Origin of the sequence: Flavobacterium procerum (genome assembly GCF_042431625.1) — a bacterium.
GTDB lineage: Bacteria > Bacteroidota > Bacteroidia > Flavobacteriales > Flavobacteriaceae > Flavobacterium > Flavobacterium procerum.
In genome coordinates this window covers 80,832-105,804 of record NZ_JBHLYW010000002.1, presented here as the reverse complement: position 1 = coordinate 105,804, position 24,973 = coordinate 80,832, and the positions used below count along the sequence as shown (strand labels likewise).

General features: G+C 36.9%; 13 protein-coding genes. 8 read left to right on the top strand and 5 right to left on the bottom strand.

The annotated features are described in order from the left end of the window. Positions 1–87: 87 nt before the first annotated feature. From ACFFLS_RS01915 to ACFFLS_RS01880, 8 genes are all read left to right on the top strand, one after another. Entirely contained in the window at positions 88–1,743 is a 1,656-nt protein-coding gene (locus tag ACFFLS_RS01915; RefSeq protein WP_379685457.1) for a peptidase domain-containing ABC transporter, read from the top strand. 2 nt (positions 1,744–1,745) lie between these two features. Further along, positions 1,746–3,098, top strand: a complete 1,353-nt coding sequence (locus ACFFLS_RS01910; RefSeq protein WP_379685458.1) for an HlyD family secretion protein — start codon at positions 1,746–1,748, stop codon at positions 3,096–3,098. Position 3,099: 1 nt separating this feature from the next. After that, on the top strand, positions 3,100–4,497 hold the full coding sequence (locus tag ACFFLS_RS01905; protein WP_379685459.1) for a TolC family protein: 1,398 nt from the start codon (positions 3,100–3,102) through the stop codon (positions 4,495–4,497). A 478-nt stretch (positions 4,498–4,975) separates the two neighbouring features. Further along, a complete protein-coding gene (locus ACFFLS_RS01900; RefSeq protein WP_379685460.1) occupies positions 4,976–5,359 on the top strand; it encodes a response regulator in 384 nt (127 codons plus the stop codon). A gap of 104 nt (positions 5,360–5,463) precedes the next feature. Beyond that, positions 5,464–6,906, top strand: coding sequence for an ATP-binding protein (locus ACFFLS_RS01895; protein ID WP_379685461.1), 1,443 nt, complete (start codon positions 5,464–5,466; stop codon positions 6,904–6,906). Positions 6,907–6,908: 2 nt separating this feature from the next. Further along, a complete protein-coding gene (locus ACFFLS_RS01890; RefSeq protein ID WP_379685462.1) occupies positions 6,909–7,340 on the top strand; it encodes a response regulator in 432 nt (143 codons plus the stop codon). A gap of 48 nt (positions 7,341–7,388) precedes the next feature. Beyond that, positions 7,389–13,745 (top strand): HAMP domain-containing protein, encoded by a 6,357-nt coding sequence (locus ACFFLS_RS01885; RefSeq protein ID WP_379685463.1) that lies wholly within the window; start codon positions 7,389–7,391, stop codon positions 13,743–13,745. Positions 13,746–13,900: 155 nt separating this feature from the next. Next, positions 13,901–15,124 (top strand): sensor histidine kinase, encoded by a 1,224-nt coding sequence (locus ACFFLS_RS01880; RefSeq protein WP_379685464.1) that lies wholly within the window; start codon positions 13,901–13,903, stop codon positions 15,122–15,124. Here the strand turns inward: ACFFLS_RS01880 and ACFFLS_RS01875 are convergent. From ACFFLS_RS01875 to ACFFLS_RS01855, 5 genes are read right to left on the bottom strand one after another with little or no spacing between them, the layout of a single operon-like run. Beyond that, on the bottom strand, positions 15,121–16,173 hold the full coding sequence (locus ACFFLS_RS01875; protein ID WP_379685465.1) for a GntR family transcriptional regulator: 1,053 nt from the start codon (positions 16,171–16,173) through the stop codon (positions 15,121–15,123). The two genes, ACFFLS_RS01880 and ACFFLS_RS01875, sit on opposite strands and share 4 nt — an antisense overlap. Before the next feature lie 49 nt (positions 16,174–16,222). Continuing rightward, positions 16,223–18,043 carry an alpha/beta hydrolase fold domain-containing protein gene (locus ACFFLS_RS01870; protein WP_379685466.1) on the bottom strand — a complete coding sequence of 607 codons (1,821 nt, stop codon included), beginning with the start codon at positions 18,041–18,043 and terminating at the stop codon, positions 16,223–16,225. After that, on the bottom strand, positions 18,027–20,993 hold the full coding sequence (locus tag ACFFLS_RS01865) for a glycoside hydrolase family 2 protein (RefSeq protein WP_379685467.1): 2,967 nt from the start codon (positions 20,991–20,993) through the stop codon (positions 18,027–18,029). The genes ACFFLS_RS01870 and ACFFLS_RS01865 overlap by 17 nt, the downstream gene beginning before the upstream one ends. Beyond that, positions 20,993–22,108, bottom strand: coding sequence for a glycoside hydrolase family 88/105 protein (locus tag ACFFLS_RS01860; protein WP_379685468.1), 1,116 nt, complete (start codon positions 22,106–22,108; stop codon positions 20,993–20,995). Before ACFFLS_RS01860 ends, ACFFLS_RS01865 begins: the two co-directional genes overlap by 1 nt. 11 nt (positions 22,109–22,119) lie before the next feature. Continuing rightward, positions 22,120–24,918, bottom strand: a complete 2,799-nt coding sequence (locus tag ACFFLS_RS01855) for a glycosyl hydrolase (RefSeq protein ID WP_379685469.1) — start codon at positions 24,916–24,918, stop codon at positions 22,120–22,122. Positions 24,919–24,973 lie beyond the last annotated feature (55 nt).

Here is a 24,973-nt window from a genome sequence, read left to right as displayed (position 1 = left end):
GATGGATAGGAAGAAATTCTTACATCCTGAATACGGTTTTTGCCGTATATTTATCTATCTAATAATTCTGTATTTATATCTAAATTCATGACACCATTAAAACGTTTTTATAATTTACTTACACTAGACAAGCGCGACGTATACCAGATTGTGTTTTATGCTGCTTTTGCTGGGTTGGTAAATCTTTCACTGCCTTTAGGAATTCAGGCTATTATTAATTTTATTCAAAGCGGACAGTTAAGTGTTTCCTGGATTGTTCTGGTTTTCTTAGTGACAATTGGAGTTGGTTTTGGAGGAATTCTTACAATTTTGCAGCTTAGAATTGTAGAGAATCTGCAGCAGCGAATCTTCGTTCGTTCTTCATTTGAATTTGCCTACCGAATGCCTTTAATTAAATTTAAAGAAATGTATTCGGAATACGCTCCAGAAAAAGCAAATCGTTTTTTTGATACCCTGATGGTCCAGAAAGGAACAGCAAAGCTTTTATTGGATTTCTGTACTGCTTTTCTTCAAGTAGGTCTTGGTATTATTCTTTTGGTTCTTTATCATTCTTTCTTTATGGTAATCGGACTTTTGTTTATCGTGATTTTGTACATCATTTTTAAATTTTCTTATAAAGACGGATTAGAAACCAGTCTTAATGAATCAAAATTTAAATATAAAGTGGCAGCCTGGATTCAGGAAATTGCACGCAATCGCGAAAGCTTTCGTAAAAAAGGAGGTTTTGACTATGCCTTGGAACGAAATGACGGTTATGTAAGTCATTATGTAAATTACCGTGAAAAACACTTTCAGGTAATGAAAAAACAATATATTCAGCTGACTATTTTTAAAGTAATTGTGACCGCTGCCTTATTGTCTATTGGTGGTTTTCTGGTAATTCACCATCAAATGAACATCGGGCAGTTTGTTGCAGCTGAGATTGTTATCGTGCTTTTAATCAATTCGGTAGAAAAAATTATTTTCGGTCTAGAATCGTTTTATGATGTTTTGACTTCATTAGAAAAAATAGGTCAGGTTACAGATATGGAAACATCTTGTATTCCGCAGACTTCAAAAGTAAGCGAAACCGGCATTACTATTGAAACAGAAAGTATATCCTATAATTATCCTGACCACAATAAAAAATCGCTTAAGAATATTAACCTGAAAATCGCTCAGGGCGAAAAAATATTGTTGAGAGGAACAAACGGAGCAGGAAAAAGTACTTTACTGCGTTTGCTTTCTGGTCTGCTTGAACCTGAGAGCGGTGCCATGTACGTAACAGACAATTTTATGAACCGCCTCGACGAAGATGCCTATAGAGCTCAGGGAGGTACTTTTTTACAGGGTGATACGCTTTTTGAAGGTACTATAAAAGAAAATATTCTTTTTGGAAATGAGGAACTTAATAGTGATGATTTGAAATGGGCTTTAGATAATGTTTGCCTGACACCTTATATAAAAACATTCCCGAACGGACTTGAAAATCAAATTCATCCGGGAGGCCGTGAGCTTTCTGCTTCTGATGTACAGAAAATATTGCTGGCGAGAAGCATCGTTCACAAACCTAATATTTTATTCCTCGAAGATCCAGTTGATAAAATGGATGAATTGACTTCTGGTAAAATTGTAGATTTTTTACTTTCTGAAGAAAATGACTGGACCGTAATTGTAACTTCTAAAAGCGATATCTGGAAGAACAAATGCAGTCGTATGATTACAATCGACGATGGAAAAATTATTAACGACATAAAGCTATAATCATGCTCAATATATCAAAAGATAATCATGTATTGATAACTCCAGGGAAATACGCTTCTATTACGAGCGTTGCCCGAAGACCTCACTATAAAATTTTAAACAGAGTAATTGTTGTATTTTTAATTTTTTGTATTGCCTGTCTTTTTCTGCCTTGGACACAAAATATTTCGGGAAGCGGTTCTGTAACAACTTTAAAACCAGACCAAAGACCTCAAACTGTTCATAATGCCATTGCGGGACGAATCGAGAAATGGTTTGTTCAGGAAGGAGATTATGTAAAAAAAGGAGATACAATTCTTTTTATTTCTGAGGTAAAAGAAGATTACCTGGATCCCAATTTAGTTGGAAATACTAAAGATCAGGTAGACGCAAAAAAGATGGCATTAGAATCTTATGGAGACAAAGTTAGTTCTCTTGACGTTCAGGCACAGTCTTTAAATGCTGAAAGAGAGTTAAAACTACAGCAGGCACAAAACAAAATCAAACAGGCACACCTTAAGATAAAAAGTGATAGTATGGATCTTGAGGCTGTTAAAACGCAGTTGCGAATTGCCAAGACACAATTTGATCGTTCTACAGCATTAAACAAAGAAGGCTTGAAACCGCTTACAGATGTAGAACAGAAAAGATTAAAACTTCAAGAATCTGAAGCTTATATTATTACACAGCAAAATAAACTGTTAAGCAGTAAAAACGAACTGATTAATGCTAAAGTTGAGGTAAACCGAATTACAGCCGAATATTCTGAGAAAATTTCGAAATCAAGAAGTGATAAGTTTACGGCATTAAGCACACAGTATGATACTGAAGCGCAGGTAAATAAACTTCAGAACCAATATACGAATTACAGACTTAGAAGCGGTCTGTATTATATTACAGCGCCTCAGAGCGGTTATGTAAACCGTGCTTTGTTGGCAGGTCTCGGAGAAACGATAAAAGAAGGGACACCGATTATCAGCATAATGCCGGCAAGTTATGATATTGCTGTAGAAACCTATGTAGATCCAATAGATTTGCCACTAGTACATCGTGGTGCAAAAGTCCGTGTTTGGTTTGACGGATGGCCGAGAATTGTATTTTCTGGTTGGCCTGGATTGTCTTACGGAACGTTTGGCGGTCGTGTGGTGGCTATAGAAAACTTTATAAGTGCTAACGGAAAATATAGAATTCTGGTTTCGCCAGACGGTAAAGATCACAAATGGCCAAAAGAATTGAGTATTGGTGCAGGAGCACAGAGTATAGCATTGTTGGAAACCGTTTCGGTATGGTATGAAATATGGCGAAATTTAAATGGTTTTCCGCCAAACTATTATAATTCAGGCGAAAAAGAAACAAAAGGAAAGGAGAAAAAATAAAATGAGAAACAGTATAAAAATATTTTCTTTTTTATTCTTGTTTGGTTTTTTTCAATTGCATAGTCAGGATTTCAATAAAGAAGAATTAAGCTTTAGCGAGTTCCTTGGTTATGTCAAAAAATATCATCCGCTGGTAAAACAGGCTGATCTTGAGGTTAGCAATGCTCAAGCTAAACTGATGACAGCCCGTGGCGGATTTGATCCTAAAATTGAAGTCGATTACAATAAAAAAGAATTTAAAGGAACAGAATATTATTCGATTCTAAACAGCAGTTTTAAAATCCCGACTTGGTACGGAGTAGAAATAAAAGCCGGATTTGACGATACAGACGGACAATATTACAATCCGCAGAACCGTACTCCAGATGCCGGATTGACATCTCTAGGAATCAGTGTTGCTTTAGGACAGGGCATGTTTATAAACCAGCGAATGGCCGATGTGAGAGAAGGAAAACTGCAACTGAAATTGAGTGATGCCGAACGTAAACTTAGAGCCATCGAGGTTTTGTACAAAGCCAGCGAAGCTTATTTTGAATGGCGTAAAAGCTACAATGAGGCCGAATTGTACAAAAGATATCTAGGCTTTGCAAGTACTCGTTTTCAAGGTGTTAAAAAGTTAATAGAATTAGGAGATTCACCAGCTATTGATAGTGTTGAAGCCAAAATTACGGTAAGAAATAGAGAACTTAATGTAGAAAATGCTAATCTGAAACTGGCAAAAGCAAAGCTTAACCTAGCCAATTATTTATGGATTGAAAATGTACCAGTTGAACTTGATGATATTGTAAGACCAGAACAAAATTTAGTTCAGACTGTCGAAGAAACGCTCAAAACAGATGCCATGATGGTAAATGTGGAGTCTTTAGATTCACATCCTAAAATGCAGGCTTTAGAAAGCAAATTGTCTATTCTTGAGGTCAATCGACAGCTTAAGGCAAACGCACTGCTTCCAAAAGTCAATGTGGGCTATAATTATATTTCTGAACCGTCTTATTTTGACACTTTCAATGCAGATGATTATAAGTTTAATATCGATTTCAGTTTTCCGATTTTTTTAAGAAAGGAACGTGGAAGCTTAAAAATGGCAAAAATTAAAATTCAGGATTTAAAATTCGATATCGGACAACAGCGTCTGGAACTGAAAAATAAAATCAAGGCCCAGCAGACGGAAATAACTTCATTAAAAAAGCAAAAATCAGTAATTGACGAGCTTGTTAATGATTATACGGTGATGCTCAATTCTGAAGAAAAATTATTTTCATTTGGAGAAAGTTCAATATTCCTCATCAATTCACGAGAGAATAATCTCGTTAGTGCAAAATTGTCGCAAATTAGTATAGAGAACCAATTCTATATCTCTAATGCAGGATTGTACAAAATTCTGGCAAATCCAGATTAGAAAAGTTTTTTATATTTTTAAATACGTTGGTTAATAGGTTAAACGCAAAAAGGATGGGTATGCACTCATCCTTTTTCTTTTTGAAGCAGTTCAACTAAAATTGAATTTGTGAAGTTTCAGAATTCCTATTATCCATATGTGAATTTTGTAAGTTTTATTAATTATTATATAAGAAGTTTGAAAAACAAAACACAATATTTGTTACTGCACTGCAGCAGGAATGTTCTAAAACTGCTGTATTAGTTAAGCGGCTTTTAGTAGTGTCTTTTAACACAATCTATTCGATTTATTTTTAAAAATATAGATTCTTTCCGTAGAATATTCATTGAAAATGTGAATTTTAGTGAGTAATAAAAAACGAAGAATTTAAGTGAGTCTGTTTTCTTGTTAAAGTCAAAAGATTATTTTAAAAGAGGGATTGGTTGCAACAACTAGTTGAATCATAAAAACATATACCTAAACATAAAAAAATAAGACTATGACTTACAGTAACATACTACAGATTGACGATGATTTTGATGATTGTGAACTGTTTATGGAAGCATTGGAAGAGGTTTCGAACGCGACCTACACTTCTATCTGCAATCCTGTTGAAGCGCTCCGCAAGTTGATACAAAAAGAAATACAGCCAGATGTAATTTTTCTAGATTTGAATATGCCAATCATGTCTGGACTGGAATTTTTGACAGAAATAAAAAAGGAAGAAAACCTTAAAGAAATTCCAGTAATCATTTTTTCGACTTCTCAGCTGGATGATATAATTCGTGAAGCCAAATCATACGGAGCTCATGATTTTATTTCAAAACCAAATAATTTTAGTGACTTAAAGAAAATCTTAAGCCGGTATGCTTTTGCCGGTTAAGCATTTTTGTTCCAGATTCTTAGTTTAGAATTCATAAATCTTAAAAAAACTCTTTTTGTTTAAATAAGGTCAAGCACTATGAAATGGATATTTAATTTAAGGAAATGAAATTATCTACTCAAATACTTGCAGCATTTACTTTGATAATTTTGCTGTCTGTTGCCGACTCATATACCAATTATATGCTGTCTAACAAAGTGCACCGTAATTCTAAATTTCTGGCCAGATCAGAAGAAATTATTCGTAATTCAAATAAGACTCACAAAGCGATTATCGAGATGCAGAGCGCGTTTCGTGGTTATCTGCTTACAGGCGACAGCACTTTTCTGACTTCTTATTTTAAAAGGCTTAATTACGTACCGCTTCTTATAAAAGAACAGCAGCGACGTATTGGCAGCAATAATATGCAGCGCTCTATTTTAGACTCGATAAACCTGCTTCACAATAACTGGGTGCTTTATTCTGAGGAGATTATAAAAGCTAGAAAAGAAGAGCCTGGGGCGTATGATAATCTTTTCGAAAACTCCTTAAAAAAACATGTCGGAAAGAAAATCAATGATGAGATTTCTGATAAATTTTCCCGATTCGACAAAATAGAATACAGACGAAGAAAACATCATACCGATACGCTGCTTACTTCGTTAAAATATGCGCGGACATTTTCTCTTATCTTTCTTACGCTCACTGTTATAGTTGGAGTTTTAAGCACTATTTTTATTATGTTCATTATCAACAGAAGAATTACTTCAATGGTAAAGCTGGCAGAAAATATCGCAAAAGGAAATTTCACAAAAGTAAAGGATACCAGAAATGACGAATTGACCGCACTGACGGTTTCGTTAAACGGGATGTCGAGTAAACTCGATAAAAATATTCATGAGCTGAGAAATCGTAATGAGGAACTTAACAAGTTTGCGTATGTGGTTTCGCATGATCTCAAGGCGCCTATACGCGGTATTCATAATGTTGTAAGCTGGATTCATGAAGATCATCAAGAAGAGTTGTCTCCGGATCTAAAAAGATATCTCAGTATTATTCCGCAAAAGACTAGACGAATGGAAGCCTTGATCAACGGTTTGCTTGATTATGCCAGATTAAATCTAAAAGTGCCTTCTGAAAATATCGATACGAATGCACTGGTTCATGAAATAGCCGATTCTATTGTTCCTAGAAATTTTAAATTGGAAATTGGAAAGTTACCTAATTTGTACACGGAACAGATTAAACTAGAACAGGTTTTTGCTAATTTAATCAGTAATGCGGTAAAATATACGCCTCAGGAAGATGCGATGATTGAAATAAGCTGTAGAAAAAGAAGCTCCTATTATGAGTTTTCGGTAAAGGACAACGGAATCGGAATTGCAGTTGAATATCATCAGAAAATATTCGAAATATTTCAGACACTCAGAGAACAGGACGAACAAGAAAGCACGGGTGTGGGACTTGCAATTGTCAAAAAAATTATTGACGATCAGGATGAAAAAATTATTGTAAAATCAGAATTAGGCAAAGGCAGTGAATTTGTTTTTACATGGAGAAATAACTAATTATGAAAGCAACGAAAATATTATTGGTAGAAGACGATGAATTGGACATTATTAGTGTCGAAAGGTCTTTAAAAAAAATAGAAAGCGAATACACACTTTATACTGCTTATAACGGTATTGAAGCGTTACGCATTTTAAGAGACGAAAGTATCGGTTTGGTTCCAGATGTTATTCTGCTAGACATTAATATGCCAAGAATGAACGGAATAGAGTTTCTAAAAGTCATTCGAGAAGATGAAAAACTAAAAAAATTAAAAGTATTCATCATGACAACTTCTTCAGAAGGAAGAGATAGGAGCGAAGCCGAAGAACTTGGAATATCAGGATATATTATAAAGCCTTTGAATTATACAGAAAATACCAAAAGGCCAGATTCAATGGACGCCTTTGTTCAGTTTCATTTAAGGAAAATACTGCTTGACGAAAGTATGTAGCAAAATTAAGAATCAGATTTTTTAATCATTCGATAAAGAATTGGGAATATGAAGAAAAGTAAAGAAAATAATAAAACGGTCGAGGCTGTTATTGCATTTCCGATAGTGGCAGAAGAAAAAACTTCAAAATCAAAATCTAAAAAAGTAGATGCTGAAGAATCTATTTTGACAGATGCTGAGTTTTTGAAAATTCTGCTTAAAGTTAAAAATGGAAATTTTACACAACGGTTCCCAACGGATCAGAATGGTATAAAAAGATCGATTTGTGATACTTTAAACGAAATTATTGATCTCAACGAACGTATGGTTTTTGAATTTCAAAAAGTTGGGAAAAGTATTGGAAAGCAAGGAAAACTAACCAACAGAGTAGCGCTGGATGGTGCAAGAGGCTCGTGGAGTTCTTGTGTTGATTCTGTTAATACATTGATTTCAGACCTTGTACACCCAACAATTGAAATTGCCCACGTAATCACTTCTGTGGCAAAAGGGAATTTATCTCAAGAAATGCCATTATCTATTGAGGGAAATCCGCTTCAGGGTGAGTTTCTCAGAATTGCCAAAGAGGTAAACGGAATGGTAAAGCAGCTGAATTTGTTTTCGATGGAGGTTACTCGTGTGGCGCGTGAAGTTGGTACAGAAGGAAAACTAGGAGGTCAGGCAAAAGTACGAGGCGTTGGTGGTGTATGGAAAGATTTGACCGATTCTGTAAATAAAATGGCATCGAATCTTACTGGCCAGGTTCGAAATATTGCAGATGTAACCACTGCAGTGGCAAAAGGAGATTTATCCAAAAAAATTACTGTTGACGTAAAAGGAGAAATTCTTGAGCTAAAAAACACAATCAATACCATGGTGGATCAGCTGAACTCTTTTTCTTCTGAAGTTACCCGTGTGGCACGTGAGGTAGGAACTGAAGGAAAGTTGGGCGGACAAGCGCAAGTAAAAGGAGTTGGTGGAACTTGGAAAGATTTGACCGATTCTGTAAATCAGATGGCATCTAACTTGACGGGACAGGTTCGTAATATTGCCGATGTAACCACTGCGGTAGCAAGAGGTGATTTATCTAAAAAAATTACGGTTGACGTAAAAGGAGAAATCCTTGAACTTAAAGATACCATCAATACGATGGTGGATCAGCTGAACTCTTTTTCTTCTGAGGTTACCCGTGTGGCAGTAGAGGTAGGGTCGGAAGGAAAACTTGGAGGTCAAGCAAGAGTAAGAGGAGTTGGAGGCGTATGGAAAGATTTGACCGATTCTGTAAACCAGATGGCGTCAAACTTGACGGGACAGGTTCGTAATATTGCCGAGGTAACAACGGCCGTGGCAAAAGGCGACCTTTCTAAAAAAATTACTGTAAACGTTGCAGGAGAAATTCTGGAACTTAAAAATACCATCAATACGATGGTAGATCAGCTGAACTCTTTTGGCGCGGAGGTTACCCGTGTGGCACGTGAGGTAGGTTCTGAAGGAAAGCTGGGAGGTCAGGCAAAAGTAAAAGGAGTCGGCGGAACTTGGAAAGATTTGACCGATTCTGTAAATCAGATGGCATCGAATCTTACTGGTCAGGTGCGTAATATTGCTGAGGTAACCACCGCTGTTGCGAATGGAGATTTATCTAAAAAAATTACTGCCGTTGCCGAAGGAGAGATTTTGGAATTAAAGAAAACCATTAATACAATGGTGGATCAGTTGAACTCTTTTTCTTCTGAGGTTACTCGTGTGGCGCTTGAGGTTGGTACCGAAGGAAAACTTGGGGGTCAGGCAAAAGTAAAAGGAGTCGGCGGAACGTGGAAAGATTTGACCGACTCTGTAAATCAGATGGCATCTAACTTAACGGGGCAAGTGCGTAATATTGCCGAAGTAACGACTGCAGTAGCAAAAGGCGATTTATCAAGACAAATTACGGTTGATACAAAAGGAGAAATCCTCGAATTAAAAAATACCATCAATACCATGGTGGGCCAGTTGAACTCATTTGCGTCTGAGGTAACTCGTGTGGCGCGTGAGGTAGGAACCGAAGGAAAACTGGGAGGTCAGGCACAGGTAGAAGGTGTGGGAGGAACTTGGAAAGATTTAACCGATTCTGTAAACCAGATGGCATCAAACTTAACGGGTCAGGTTCGTAATATTGCCGAGGTAACTACTGCGGTAGCAAAAGGCGATCTTTCGCTTCAGATTACGGTAGACGTAAAAGGAGAAATCTTAGAACTTAAAAATACCATTAATACGATGGTGGATCAGCTTCGAGGCTTTGCTTCGGAGGTAACGCGTGTATCCCGTGAGGTTGGTACCGAAGGAAAACTTGGAGGTCAGGCTAATGTGCCTGGAGTTGCAGGAACCTGGAAAGATTTGACCGATTCTGTAAATCAGATGGCGGGAAATCTTACCGCACAGGTTCGTAATATCGCTGATGTGGCGATTGCGGTTGCCAACGGAGATATGTCCCGAAAAATTACGGTAGATGTACGTGGAGAAATTCTTCAATTAAAAGAAACCTTAAATACGATGGTGGATCAGCTTCGTGAGTTTGCCTCTGAGGTAACTCGTGTGGCGCGTGAGGTAGGAACCGAAGGAAAGCTGGGCGGACAAGCCAACGTACCCGGAGTTGCCGGAACATGGAAAGATTTGACCGATTCGGTGAATCAGATGGCCGGAAACTTAACGACTCAAGTACGTAATATTGCAGAGGTAACGATAGCCGTAGCAAATGGGGATATGTCCAAAAAAATTACGGCAGACGTTCGTGGAGAAATTCTTCAACTAAAAGAAACCGTTAATACGATGGTGGATCAGCTTCGTGCTTTTGCATCTGAGGTTACGCGTGTGGCACGTGAGGTAGGAACCGATGGTAAATTGGGCGGACAAGCGTTCGTGCCCGGAGTTGCAGGAACTTGGAAAGATTTGACCGATTCTGTAAACCAGATGGCCTCTAACTTGACGGGGCAGGTTCGAAATATTGCCGATGTAACCAAAGCGGTAGCAAATGGCGACCTTTCTAAACAAATTACGGTAGATGTAAAAGGAGAAATTCTGGATTTAAAAAACACCTTTAATACGATGGTGGAACAGTTAAATTCGTTTTCTTCAGAGGTAACGCGAGTGGCGCGTGAGGTAGGTACAGAAGGAAAATTGGGTGGACAGTCTGAAGTAAAAGGTGTTGCAGGAACGTGGAAAGATTTGACCGATTCGGTTAACGTAATGGCTTCGAACTTGACAGGCCAAGTGCGTGGAATTGCAAAAGTAGTAACTTCTGTAGCCAAAGGAAATTTAAAACAAAAATTATCTATCGATGCCAAAGGCGAGGTTGCTCAGCTTACTGATACTATCAACGAAATGATTGATACGCTGGCAACATTCTCTGACCAGGTAACAACTGTGGCGCGTGAGGTTGGGGCTGAAGGAAAACTGGGAGGTCAGGCCAATGTACCAGGAGCATCAGGAACTTGGAAAAACTTAACTGAAAATGTAAACCAGCTTGCAGCAAATTTGACAACTCAGGTGCGTGCAATTTCTGAGGTGGCTTCAGCGGTAACTCAGGGAGATTTAACGCGAACCATTGGAGTTGAGGCAAAAGGTGAGGTGGAAGCATTAAAAGATACAATCAACCAGATGATTTCGAACCTGAAAGCGACAACCTTACGTAATCAGGAACAAGACTGGCTGAAATCGAATTTAGCAAAATTCACCCAGATGCTTCAGGGACAGAAAGAATTAAATTCGGTAACCAAAAAAATCCTTTCGGAGCTGGCAACGGTTGTTACCGCACAACATGGATTGTTTTATATTTTGCAGGAAGATGAGGATTTTATGGATTCAAAACTGAATCTTATTGCGTCTTATGCTTACATCAAAAGGAAAAACTCTCCTACGCAGTATGCTATGGGAGAAGGGCTTATTGGCCAAGTTGCAGTTGAGAAAGAAAGAATTATTTTGAGCAATGTTCCTAAAGATTATATCAGAATCAATTCGGGGCTTGGAGATGCAAAACCTAAAGACGTTATTATTCTTCCGGTTCTTTTTGAAGGAAGATTAAAAGCGGTCATCGAGCTGGCTTCATTAGACACTTTCAGCCAGACGCATTTGGATTTCCTTGAAGGATTGACAGAAAGTATCGGAATTGTATTGAATACGATTGAATCAAACTCGAGAACCGAGGAATTACTGGTTCAGTCGCAGTCTTTGGCAAGCGAGCTCAAAAGTCAGCAGGAAGTATTGAAAAACACTAACGAAGAACTGGAAGAAAAGGCAATCTTACTAGCCAATCAAAAAGAAGAAGTAGAACTTAAAAACCAAGAAGTTGAGGTTGCCAGAAAAGCTTTAGAAGAAAAAGCCGATCAGTTGACGCTGACGTCTAAATATAAATCGGAGTTTTTGGCCAATATGTCGCACGAACTTCGAACACCGCTAAACAGTTTACAGATTTTAGCAAACGAATTGATTGCCAATCGCGACGGAAATTTATCCGAAAAACAAATTCAGTTTGCAAAAACAATCAATTCTTGTGGAGATGACCTTATTCAGCTGATTAATGATATTTTAGATTTATCGAAAATCGAATCGGGTTATATTTCTGTTGATTACAATCCGATTAGTTTTGCAGAAATCAGCCGTTTTGTTGCCTCTACTTTCAATCCGATTGCGGCGGCAAAACACCTGCGCTTTAAAATTGAAATGGATGAAGAACTTCCTGAATTGATGGAAACCGATTCGCAGCGATTGAATCAAATTTTAAAAAACCTGCTTTCCAATTCATTCAAATTTACAGAGAAGGGAGAAGTACAGCTTAAAATATACAAAGCCAACAACAATTGGAAAATTAACAATGTCAGTCTTGAAAATGCAGAAGCAGTGGTGGCATTTGAGATTTCGGATACTGGAATCGGGATTTCAAAAGAGAAACAAAATATTATTTTCGAAGCTTTCCAGCAGGCAGAAGGTTCTACAAGCCGTAAATATGGCGGTACAGGACTGGGACTTTCAATAAGCCGCGGACTTTCAGATTTGCTTGGAGGAAGTATTGAATTAGAAAGCGATACCAATGTAGGAAGTAAGTTTACGCTTTTCCTGCCATTACAATATGTTGATATTTCTGAAATTGAAAACATTGATGTTACAGAAGAACAGGATGTGAAAGGGAGAATCAAATCTCTTCCGTCGGAGAAATTTAACAGATCAGATATCGATTTGTTTTTTGTGGATGAAGTTGGAGATGACAGAACCGACATCAAACCAGAAGATAAAGTGTTGCTCATTGCTGAAGATAATTTGACTTTTGCGAAAATTATGCTGGAGCAGGCGCATGTAAACGGAATCAAAGCGATTGTTACTACTAAAGGAAATGATGTGATTGATTTTATCAACCAATTTAATCCCCACGCGATTACGATGGATTTGAATATGCCGGATACAAGTGGCTGGAAAATTCTAGACAGACTTAAAACCGATTTTAATCTGCGCCATATTCCGGTTTACATTATTTCTGGAGAAGATGAAAGAAACAAAGGACTCAAACGCGGTGCGAGAAACTTTTTCCTTAAACCGGTAAAAAACGATTCGCTTTCGTATCTTTTTAATGATATTCATGATTTCAAGAATAAAAAAGTAAAAAATCTTCTGGTTGTAGATGATAATCAGCAAGAATTAGAGCGAATATTGGAAGCGGTCAGTGGAGATGATATTACGGTTTTCAGTGCCAAAACGGCGGCAGAAGCGGTAACTCTTTTGCGAGAAAAATCGTTTGACTGCATTATTTTAGATTTAGTGCTTCCCGATGCAGACGGTCTCGACCTGATTACAGATTTAGAAAATAATATTACAGGTCAGGAAACGGCAATTATCATTCATTCGGCTGGAGATTTAACCAAAAAGCAGAAATCACGATTAAACCGTTTCGCTCACAGCATTATTACAAAAAGTGCCGTTTCTATGGACGAATTAATTGATCAGACGGCTTTGTTTATGCATCGTGTACACAAAGAACTGCCTTTGGAAATGCGTGAAAAAATAGAATCGTATTATCTAAAAGAAGATGTTTTATCCGGAAAAAAAGTATTGCTTGTCGATGATGATGTTCGTAATCTTTTTGCACTAACTACGGCTTTGGAACGTTATAATCTAGAGGTGATAAGTGCAGAAAGCGGTCAGGAGGCAATCGATATTTTAAATGAAGACGAATCGATTGATATTGTTTTGATGGATATCATGATGCCTGAAATGGATGGTTACGAAACCATGAAGCGAATTAGAAAAGAAGAAAGACATAAAGATTTGACAATGATTGCCGTAACAGCCAAAGCAATGAAAGGCGATAGACAGCGCTGTATAGAATCGGGTGCATCAGATTATATGACAAAACCTGTAAACGTTGAACAGTTGTCTTCTTTAATGCGTGTATGGCTTAAATAATTTAAATTTATATGAAGTTTTAAATCACAAAAAACGAAAATGAATTTCTAATACATAAGCACCGGAAGCCTTATTTTATGCCCCAAAATAAGGTTTCTAATGTGTTGAAATTAGAGCAACGGACTTAGTAATTAATTTATTCAATTGAAAGTATAATGGTTGATAATGCTATAAAAATCTTAATAGTTGATGACAAGAAAGAAAACCTACTTTCTTTACAAGTCATTTTGGCCGATCGCGGTTATCAGTTTGTTGAGGCAACATCTGGTAAGGATGCTTTGCGGATTCTTTTGAAAGATCAGGATTTTGCTATCATACTTATGGATGTCCAGATGCCTTTGATGGATGGTTTCGAAACAGCCGAAATGATTCGCCAGAGTGATAAACTCAAACATGTGCCTATCATTTTCCTGACAGCGAATATGAATGCGTCTGAATATATTTTTAAAGGTTATCAGTCGGGTGCTGTCGATTATATGATTAAACCGTTGTCTCCAGAAATTCTGCAGGCTAAAGTGATGGTTTTTACTGAATTGTTTAGAAAAAACAGAGAATTACGAATTAAGGAAGAAGAAACAAAGGCGCTTAACGAAATAATTCTAAAAGCCAACATCAAGCTTTCTGCTCAATATGAAGCCATAGAAAAACATGCAGAAGAACTGAGAAAGAAAAATCAGGAACTTGATGCTTTTACTTACATCTCTAGTCATGACCTTCAGGAGCCTTTGCGAAAAATTCAGACTTTTGTAAATCTTATTTTAAATAATGATTACCCAAATTTATCTGATGATGGAAAGCAGAAATTTGACAGGATTTTGTACGCGACCAATAGGATGCGCGAACTTATAAACAGCCTTTTGACTTTTTCTCGAACTACTATTGTGGACCGTAAATTTGAGAAAACCGATTTAAATACTGTAATTACAGATGTAAAGTTGGCGCTACAGGAGAATTTAACAGAAAAGAAAGCAGTCATTGTAACCGATTTTCACGATAAAGTCAATATAATTCCGTTTCAATTTGTTCAGCTCATGGAAAATCTGATTCATAATGCTATTAAATTTTCGAAAACAGAGGTACCGTTGCAAATCGAAATCAAAAGTAAATTTGTAGCCAGAAATACAGTTCAAATCGAAAAATTATCACCTCAATACGATTACTGCCATATTAGTTTCGGAGATAACGGTATCGGTTTTGAACCGGAACATAGCGAAAAAATATTTGGAGTGTTTCAGAAATTGCATGGAAAAGACGTTTATGAGGGCACCGGAATAGGACTTGCAATCGTCAAAAAAATTGTAGAAAACCATAACGGACATATCAATGCTACGGGCGAACCTATGCAGGGAGCAATCTTTAATATTTATATTCCGTACTAAAGCGAAGTGCGTTCGATATAACGAAACGGGTTTTTTGAAATTTCCTTTTTTTTGCTCAGGATCAAATCTCCTGCTTTTTGTCCCATTGCTTTAAAATCGGTACTCATAACCGTAATATCCAGAAGTGCTTTTAGAGGTGTTTCATTATAGGAAATAACGCCAACATCTTTTCCTATTTTTAGCTTTTTTTCTTTAATCTGCTGAATCAGATTGACCAAATCATTATCTTCAATCGTAATATAGGCTTCTTTATTTTTAAATTCTAAGCCGTCATAGATTTTATCGGCAATTTCATACTCAAAATTATAAGTATTGCAGAATTCTAAAAAGCCATCAACCAACGACCCAGGAGCAGGAAAAGCGGCTTTTTCGGGATGAACAAAAATAATCTTTTCGTATTTTTTTAGTTTATCAATTCCTTCTTTTAAAGCGTTAAATATATCCGATTTAAAATCTTGATAAACTGCTGTGAAATCGCCTGTAATTTCTTCACAGGAATTATCTAAAATTACCAATTTTTCTTTCGGAATATTTTCAATGAAATTAATAACATTCGGAGTATAATTCACGTGACTCTCTTCTGTATTTCGAAAATGAGGCATAATGACAAAATAATTGTAATTGTGAATGTTTTTTTTCAGGACTTCTATAAACAGCTGTTCGTCATTGTAATAAAGATGCATGTCAACATGAACGTTGTTTCCAATCGTCGTCACAAAAGAGTCGTAGACTTCCATTTTGTAGGAGCAGGGTTTGTTGATGAGAAAAAGAACATTTTTGGACTTTTCATCATTAATAGACACAAAATTACCAACTCCCATTACAGAAAAGGCTAAATTTCGATCTCGCAATTCTTTATAGGCTTTCTCTGCTGTATCACGCGATATAGATCTTGCTTTGCTCAGTTCGTTAATAGACGGAAGTCTCTGTCCTTTTTCCATTTTTCCAGATAAAATTTCCTCGGCTAAGCCATTGGCAACCTGAATGTATTTTGGAATACTAGAATTGGATTCTATCTTTATTTCTGAATGTTCTGTTGTTGATATCATGACTTTTATTGTATTGATTAAAAGTACAGTCCTGTAATCTGTAAATAGGTTATTTGCTGCCTGATTCCTTTTTTAAGTTATTTAATTCTTCTGAAGACACTTTTATTACAGTGCCATGGCGTGTTCCAGACGGAAAACTGATTTGCTCCGAAATATCTTCCCAGCCTTTTGCAGTTTCTTTAACTGCGCCGTATTTCTTCTCTGTATATTTATCAAAATAGACAATCCAGCTGTTGTCGATTTTAACAGCAGTCGGTCCTTCTGCCCAATACTTTCCTGTTATGGGTTCGCTGGCTTTACTGTAAGGCCCTGTCAGATTTTTACTGTAAGCCACTTTAAGATTCTTCTGAACCGGATTTCGGGTTTCATCTTTTAGATACATTACATATTGTCCTTCTTGCTTTACAATTGAAGCATCAATTACATTAAAACCAGGATCATAAAGTAATTTGGTTTTGCTGAATTTTTTAAAATCTTTGGTTGTAGTATAATAAATTCGATGATTATAGCCTTTCTCTTCTTCCGATTTTGTTTCAGGGAATTTTCCATCAATAGTAGAAGCCCAGTAAATCATATAGTCTTTGCTTTTTTCATCATAAGTTATTTCTGGAGCCCAAGTATTACGGGTTTTTTCTTCATGCATCATAACCGGAATAAATTCCTGTTTCGACCAATGAATTAAATCTTTGGACGAAGCATATCCAATTCCTTTATCGGTCCAGCTTACCGTCCAGACCATATGGTATAATCCGTCTCCGCCTTTGATTACGCAAGGATCACGCATTAGTTTATCTTTTCCAACTTCAGGAGTTAAGAAAGAAGTATCATTTTTAAGCGTATTCCATTTATAACCGTCTTCGCTGTACGCCAAATGCAGTCCATCTTCGCCGTTTCCTTTAAAATAAGTAAAAATATAGGCATCAGGCTGAAGGGTATAATTATTTGCTACAAGCCATTTTTCACAGGCTTTTGGCCAGAAAGAGTTAGTTCCATTAACGCCTAAACCAAAACCATGTCCGCCGTTTTCATACAAATGCATTTCGGCCGAAACTTTTTCCTTTTTTAAAGCCAGATAGTAGTTAATGCTGTTTTCTACTGGAACGGCCTTGTCATCTGTTGCATGAACCAAAAAAGCTTTTGGTGTTGCAGCATTTACCTGTTTTTCATTAGAATAGAAATCAACTAATTTAGGTTCAGGATTTTTGCCCAGCAGATTGTCTTTCGACCCTTGATGCGTAACACCTTCCTGAGTTGAAATAACGGGATAGATTAAAATAGAGAAATTGGGTTTTGCACTGATTGTATCTGACGGAATATATACTTTGTCTTTATAATGAGTACTTAAAGTTGAAGCTAGATGTCCTCCGGCAGAAAATCCCATGATACCGATTTTGTTCGGATTAATTTTCCATTTCACAGCATTGCGTCTCACCATACGCAGTGCTTCCTGTGCATCCTGCAATGGTGCGACAGTTTTGTTTTTCATTATCAAATCACTTGGGAGACGGTATTTTAATACAAAAGCGTGAATGCCGATACTGTTAAGCCATTCCGCAACTTTAAAACCTTCTTTGTTAATGGCTAGCATTCCGTAAGCTCCGCCCGGACAGATAATAACGGCGCTTCCATTTGATTTTTCGGGGTCGGCAAAATAAGGCGTTAAAGTTGGTATAGTTACTTTTCTGACTCCTTCTGCAATTCCGTCTTTATTGTAATCTATTTTTTCTGCGTATTCTTTTGACTGAATTTCATCAGGGATTTTATCCCATAATGGTATTTCTTTCTTTTGTGCCAAAGCAGCAAAACTTATCAATAAAGTAGCTAAAAATGTGGTTGCTTTTAGTTTTTGGATGTTAATCGATTTTTTCATAAAATTCTATTTCTACAATGCGTAATTGTCCCGAGGCATCAACGGAAGTTTTATCTTTAAACAAATCAAGTTCTTTTGTAGGATCTACTTCAGTAATCTTTGAGAAATTGTCTTTTTCGGTGTTAATGCCGATTAATTCAATTGTGATTTTTTCAGCTAAGATAGGTTTTAACGGAATTGTGATATAACCTAGACTCTGAGTTGTATTTCCTTTAAAAACTTCCTGTCCATCTGCCAAAATCCTGATTGGGTAAATTTTGGATCTCCAGCCTGTAAGTTTTACTACTATTTCGTTTACAATAGAGGCTTTCGCCAAAGTATACGTTATAGTTCCAGTATTGATGTTCCCATCGTTTCTCCATTCTGTCAACTCGTTATCATCATAACTTTTGTAAGTGTCGTTATTGTTTGACGGAGAAACAGCATTTAAAATGTTAATTGGATTTCTTTTTATAGTATAAGAGGATGTTTTAGGAGTTGGACCACGCTCTAAATACGAAGGAAGATCAGTTCCTGGAAGCTGTTTTGAAAGACCATTTGAAGTTTCTATTGGCTTGCTTTCAAAAATCAATTCAGCAGGCTGTAATCCTTCAGAAACGGCTTTAATCTTAATTTTGCCTGATTGTATCATCGATTGAATCATAACTCTGTTGATGCCGTTTTCAACTGGAATTTCTTTAGAAAGAATATAATTTTTAGGGCCAAGCGCAATACCTCCAAGCCATTCTGCAGGTCCTTCCAAAGTAAAAGAAATCATATTGTTGCTGATTGGACATCGATTACCTTCTTTATCAACTGTTTCAACATCAATCAATGCTGTGTCAGCACCGTCGGCAGTAAAGCCATTTGGATTTGTGTTTAATTTTAATCTAATGGCATAAGGCTCGCCAGAAGTACTTTTAGAATCCTCGCTTAAAATAATTCCGTTCTCATTATAAGCAATTGCTTTTAAGGTTCCTGATTTCCATTTTATATTTTCAAATGTAAAAAGAAATTCACTGCTTCTTTTCCCGAAACCCTGTGAAGAACCATTTACAAAAAGCTCCACTTTTGAAGCAGTTGAAACTACATAAATATTTTTGGTAACGGAATCAGAATAATTCCAGTGCCCCATAATATGGATGCGGTGTTTTTCAATATCAACCCAGCCATCCCACATTACTTGATGTGCCCAAAAACCGTCTTTAGGAATCCGCATGGCATCGACTTCGCCACTGGTTCTGTAATTTACTTCGCCACGATGGTGCGTATTGGAATCCGAAAAAATAATATTGACGCCACCTGAACTGACTCTCTTTCCAGTTCCCGGTCTTTCTCGATAATAATCGTACCATCGCACAATATTTTCAATGGCATGTTTGTCCTGATTATGATTGTAAGCTTCAGCAGGATTACCGCGGTATAAGGGGCCATCGCCTTCTTTATGATAGGGAGGAGAAAACTCATCCCAATATTTGCGTAGTCCTTCATCTCTTGAATATTCGGTTGCCCAAAGCGGTTTTCCAGCGCTTTTGTTAATGTAAAGCATTTCACCGCCGTATTCCGCTTCACGGCTATCAAGCATTTCGCGGGAACCAATGGCGCGTCCTCCAAAAGGGTCATAAGTGTTGCGAAGGCTTTTCATTTCGTGCATATGGGTTTCGCTGATGGATTCATTACCGCTTTCATAAAAAATAATACTTGGATTATTTCGGTTGTAAATGATGGCATCCCGCATCAGGTTTACTCTTTGTTTCCAAGTATCGCCTTGGGCATCTTTTTCTGCATCTCCTGCCGGCATTGCTTGCAAAAGCCCAACCCTGTCACAGGATTCTATGTCTTGTTTCCATGGCGTGACATGCATCCAGCGAACCAGATTTCCGTTTCCTTCCACAATCATTTTATTACTGAAATCACTGAGCCATGCTGGAACAGACATTCCGATGGCAGGCCATTCGTTGCTGGTTCTTTGCGCATAACCTTTTAACTGTAATACACGATCGTTTAGCCAAAATTGACCGTCTTTAAAATCAGTTTTTCTGAAACCTGTTCTGCTCACTACTTCATCAGCCGTTTTCTCGTCAATTTTTAAAATTGTTTTTACATTATATAAATAACCATATCCCCAGCTCCAGAAATTTAGTTTTTCAACTAATTGATGCGCTTTGATAATTTTGGTTTCACTAGGTTGAATAAGGATTTTGTCTCCTGAAAATAACGCTTTTTGATGTCCTTCTAAATCTTCTAGTATAACTTCAAATGTTGCCATTTTAGGAGTGTCGAATTCATTCTTGATTTGAGATTCAACGTTGATGACGGCACTTTCGGCTTGTATATTTATTTGAGAAGGATAAATATATACTCCAGTTGTATTTAGATTAGAATAAAGCGGTAATGTCTGATATAGTTTTCCGGTAATGTGAAGAAATACATTTTTGGGAATACCGCCATAGTTTGCATTAAAATTAATGTTATTCCATTGGTAAGATGCTCCGGTGGCTTGTTCCTTGTATTTCCAGTCGTTATCAATTCGGAGTGCGATACAATTTTCCTGCGGATAAGGTTTAAGCAGGTTTGAAATATCAAATCCAAAAGCCATTACGCCATTTTCATGAAGCCCGATTTTTTGTCCGTTTACATAAATAACGCCTGCTTGACGAATTCCTTCAAATTCTATAAAAACTTTATTGTTTTTAATGCCTTTCGGTAGTTTGAATTTTTTACGATACCAGACAATTCCTGTAGTAAGATGTTCAATATCTTTTTCAAATGCCTCTTCTTGATTGTAGGCATGAGGAAGCGTGATATTTTTCCAAGAGTTATCATTAAAAGCAGGTGATTCTGCATTTTTAGAATCACCTGCTTTCAGTTTCCAATCAGAATTGAAATTGTATTTTTCTCTCTTAAATTGCTGAGAAAATAAAGCGGTATTGAATAGAATTAACGCAGTATATAAGAGAGCTTTTTTCATTATTTCATTTTATAAATTTCTGAACCAGCCAGTAAAAAACATCCCAATCCGTAATCTTCGAAATCTGGAATTTTGTCGTAAGATAATGGTTGTCCATCTTTAGGCTCTTTTCCAGTTGACTGTAAAAATCCTAAAAATCCGTTTTCGTGAAGACTTTCTTTTGTAAGGGCATTCCAAGCTTTTTCAATTACAGGAAGATATGTTTCTTTTTTCAAAATGCCGTTGTTTACGCCGTAAGCTATTCCGTAAATGAATAATGCAGTTCCAGAAGCTTCTTTTCCTCCAAAATTAGTTGGGTCGTGCAGACTCACATTCCAAAAACCGTCAGGTCTTTGAATTGGGACAAGTGCAGCTGCCATTGCTTTCAAATCTTTTGCATATTGCTCTCTGTGAGGTGCATTTTCAGGAATAATGGTCAATACTTTTGCTAAAGCGGCAATTACCCAGCCGTTGCCACGACTCCAGTAGCAGTCTTCTCCGTTTGGTTCTTTGTACGGAGGGTCAAAATCGGCATCACGCCACCATAAACCGTCTTTTGGATTAAAAAGTCCATGATCGCCGTGTTTATTTCTTGAATACATATACATTTGGTACATTTTTTCGAAATAACGATTGTCTTTTTCTAAAACCCCCATTTTCGCAAAAACTGGCATTCCCATCTGGATAGCGTCAATCCACGACCAGTCATCAAGCTGAGGCGTGTTTAAAAGCATGTTCAAATTGGCTTTTGTATTTTTTAATTTTTTAGAATCCGGTTCCAGATTGTACAAATCAATATATGTTTGGGCTGCGCAGTAATTATCTGCATTTCGGGTAGTGTTGCCACCGTTGAATCCCCATTTGTGGAACTCAGACCACGACATAGCATAATCATAATAAGCATCTTTCGGAAAAATTTCGTGTAACGCCATCAATCCTTCATAATAAACTCCTCTCGTCCAGATATTGCTAGGACGCTCTTTATTGGTAATAATTGTTTTTCCAGTTTCTGGCCATTTCTGCATAAAATAATCATTGGCCGAAATCATTTGTTTGAGTACTAATTTTTTATCAAATTGCTGTGCGGTGGCATTATAAAAAGCGCCTATAGCGAATATTAAAAGTAATTTCTTCATTTTAGATATCGTTATTTAATAGTTAGTTTAAAGGTTAAAGGTGTAATGGTCACAGGGCCTAATAATCCAGAAGGCATCGGACTCCATTTTGTTGCGTCGAATTTTTTATAATCTTTATCGACCATATTGATTTCATAAAAAATCTTCCATTCTTCTCCTTTTAATTCTTTGTCACGAATTCTGTTGGCAGAAAGATTCGTTACCTGAATCTTAAGAATGTTTTTGCCTGATTTTAGTTTTCCAATATTCAGTTCATACGGAACAGACCAAGCGGTGCCAATATACTGGTCATTCAGCCATACTTTTGCGCTTTCGCGGACATCGCCCAGATTTAGATTCCAAGATTCTGTTTTCGTATTCGGATTATCAAATTCCAAAGTATATGTTGCAGAACCTGAAAAAGCTTCGGCTTCGGGACTTAATTTTGTCCATGATTCCAAATTTGAAATTGTAGCGGGACTAGGCAGTTTTGGACCTCCTTTGTCAAAATTAATTTTCCATTTTCCTTTTAGAGGAACGGCTTCGGCGGTTGGTTCAAAATAAGTCCATTTTTTTTGTGAGGTCGTATTTTCTGTTTTTAGAAAATAAGACTTGCCCGGTTCTATTCTGATTTTGACAAATGTTTTATCGCCTGTTTTTTTTACGATGGCATTGCCAAATTCCCTGTCTAGCGGATCAAGAATAATAACTTCTTTATTGCTGATTTGCAATGGAATAAAATCATCAATTGTTTTGGTGGTATGATTGACCAAATAGTATATTTTTTCTCCGTCGATTGTTCTTCGGATATATTTTAAACCTGTATTTACAAGTGTTTCTGGGTAAATCTGCACACTTTCTAATGCTGTAAAAATATCAGAGACAGGTTTTACTTCTTTATTTTCTGCCAAAAGCGACTGCATTTTCTCTTCCTGTTTTTTATAATCATAAAAACCGGGAACAGATTCGGGCAGATTTTCAAAAATAATTGAGGCTCCAGCCTTTTTCAATTCAATTAATTTTTGAAGCGTTGCCAAAGGCATTTTTTTACAGGAAGGAATAATTAAAGATTTAAAAGTTCCTCCTGGCAGTACTATTTTTCCATCAATGATTTTGGCATCAGCTATGAAATTATCCGAAATAAAATCAACGCCATATCCTTTTTTCATAAGCTTGTTGGTCATATCATAAAATGAGGTTCCGTGCAGCCATTCGGAAAGAGAATGTATTTTAAATTCAAAAAATAAAGTACCTTTTTTATATTCGTTCCAAGTATCAAAAATGGGAAAGTACAATAGGATTTCATTGTCTGATTTTCCCTGTTGGAGCAATGATTGACAATTGGAGATATATGAGAATAGGGCAGGAGCATTTTCCCAAATGCTGTTGTTGGCATTAAAATTTACTGAAGCATAAAACTGCCAGCCCGGCCAAGCTGCTCTTTCTGGCGAATAAGTAGAACCGTGCAGGAAAATATGATTGATTCCGTTTAGCATTAAATCTTCGGCTTCTGGTTTACATTGTGACAATGCTGCTTTAAAATGTTCGCGAAGCCAAGTAAATGTTTCAGAAGAAACGAGATTCTTTCCTGAAATATGTGCCGCAGATGAAGAAAATTTCAGCATAACAGGATCTGCATCTCCAGGACGAATATCTTCTTTTTCACGTCTAAAGCCTGGAATATCAAAAGGCATGGAACCAAAAGTTTCGCATTCTGGAATATCAGCGGAAGCATATAAATCAATTAAATTCCCAGGAGAACCATGTGCTTGTAGTTTGGTTTTAAAGTTTTTAGAATTGCCCCATTTAGTCCAAGGTTTGTCAAATTTATTCAGTAATAAATCACCAATAGTCTGGCGGTAATCACTTCGTATTCTGTTGCTTATTTCATCGTCGGTTTCATTGAGTAATAAAGGCAGTTGTTTTTTAAGGTCATAACCTCTAAGTTTTAGGAATTCATCAAAAAAAGCAGGAGTAAAATCGGTGCCATATACTTCATAACTGTCATTAAATATAGCCCTGATTTTGCCTTCTCGGCCTTTAAAAGCATTATTAAATGGAACAACATAAGCATTCAGCGCTTCTTCAGAATAATGGTCTAAAGTAAAACCAGCTCCACCCGGAGCTGCTCTCTTTACTTGCTGTCCTGTTTTGCCTGTAAAAACGGCATATAGAGTATAATCTGTTTTTTTGGCGGTCCATTTTAGTTTATTAGGTTCTGGATTTGGTAATGAAACTGAACTTCCGTCAAAACCTTTGTCTTTTGATTTTGATTTACTTCCAGCAAGCTGATCTGTTAGATTAATATAAGATCCGTCACTTCCATAAGCTACAACATATAAAAGTGAAGCGGGATTTTTTTCTTTACTGTTTTCTAGTTTAATAATCCTATCGATTGTTTCGTTCTTTTTTAGAGGATATTTTTCGACGATAAGTTTGGTCGCGGCATATTCTGGTGTAACATGAGATCCGCCATACGGCCATCCTGTGCCTAATACCATATCAACCTGCATATGAAGACTATCTGCGACCTGAATGGTATAATCGAGCATGTTCAGCCATTTTGGAGAAAGATAATCGATGAAGTTTTTTTCTTCTCCCTTAACTCCGTAAATAGGAGTGATTTCTACACCGCCAATTCCCGCTTTATGAAAATCAATTAAACTTCTCTTTAAATTAGGTTTGTCCACTGCGCTTCCCATCCACCACCATCTAGTCCATGGCTGGTTTATGTTGGAAGACGCTGGCCAAGGAGATTTGGACGTTTCCTGGCTAAAAGAACTAAAAGCCAGAAAAAGGAGCATAATAGAATATGGTTTGGTTAGTCTCATATTTTGGTTTTCGATAGTTTAGATATTCTTAATGTGCTGTTTATTGTTTGATTAT

What these genes read in the sequence shown, in the direction of transcription:
- ACFFLS_RS01890 (WP_379685462.1), top strand. Translation starts at nt 6,909, where the DNA reads ATGAAAGCAACGAAAATATTATTGGTAGAAGACGATGAATTGGACATT.
- ACFFLS_RS01875 (WP_379685465.1), bottom strand. Translation starts at nt 16,173, where the DNA reads ATGATATCAACAACAGAACATTCAGAAATAAAGATAGAATCCAATTCT.
- ACFFLS_RS01870 (WP_379685466.1), bottom strand. Translation starts at nt 18,043, where the DNA reads ATGAAAAAATCGATTAACATCCAAAAACTAAAAGCAACCACATTTTTA.
- ACFFLS_RS01905 (WP_379685459.1), top strand. Translation starts at nt 3,100, where the DNA reads ATGAGAAACAGTATAAAAATATTTTCTTTTTTATTCTTGTTTGGTTTT.
- ACFFLS_RS01860 (WP_379685468.1), bottom strand. Translation starts at nt 22,108, where the DNA reads ATGAAGAAATTACTTTTAATATTCGCTATAGGCGCTTTTTATAATGCC.
- ACFFLS_RS01865 (WP_379685467.1), bottom strand. Translation starts at nt 20,993, where the DNA reads ATGAAAAAAGCTCTCTTATATACTGCGTTAATTCTATTCAATACCGCT.
- ACFFLS_RS01900 (WP_379685460.1), top strand. Translation starts at nt 4,976, where the DNA reads ATGACTTACAGTAACATACTACAGATTGACGATGATTTTGATGATTGT.
- ACFFLS_RS01910 (WP_379685458.1), top strand. Translation starts at nt 1,746, where the DNA reads ATGCTCAATATATCAAAAGATAATCATGTATTGATAACTCCAGGGAAA.
- ACFFLS_RS01885 (WP_379685463.1), top strand. Translation starts at nt 7,389, where the DNA reads ATGAAGAAAAGTAAAGAAAATAATAAAACGGTCGAGGCTGTTATTGCA.
- ACFFLS_RS01880 (WP_379685464.1), top strand. Translation starts at nt 13,901, where the DNA reads ATGGTTGATAATGCTATAAAAATCTTAATAGTTGATGACAAGAAAGAA.
- ACFFLS_RS01895 (WP_379685461.1), top strand. Translation starts at nt 5,464, where the DNA reads ATGAAATTATCTACTCAAATACTTGCAGCATTTACTTTGATAATTTTG.
- ACFFLS_RS01855 (WP_379685469.1), bottom strand. Translation starts at nt 24,918, where the DNA reads ATGAGACTAACCAAACCATATTCTATTATGCTCCTTTTTCTGGCTTTT.
- ACFFLS_RS01915 (WP_379685457.1), top strand. Translation starts at nt 88, where the DNA reads ATGACACCATTAAAACGTTTTTATAATTTACTTACACTAGACAAGCGC.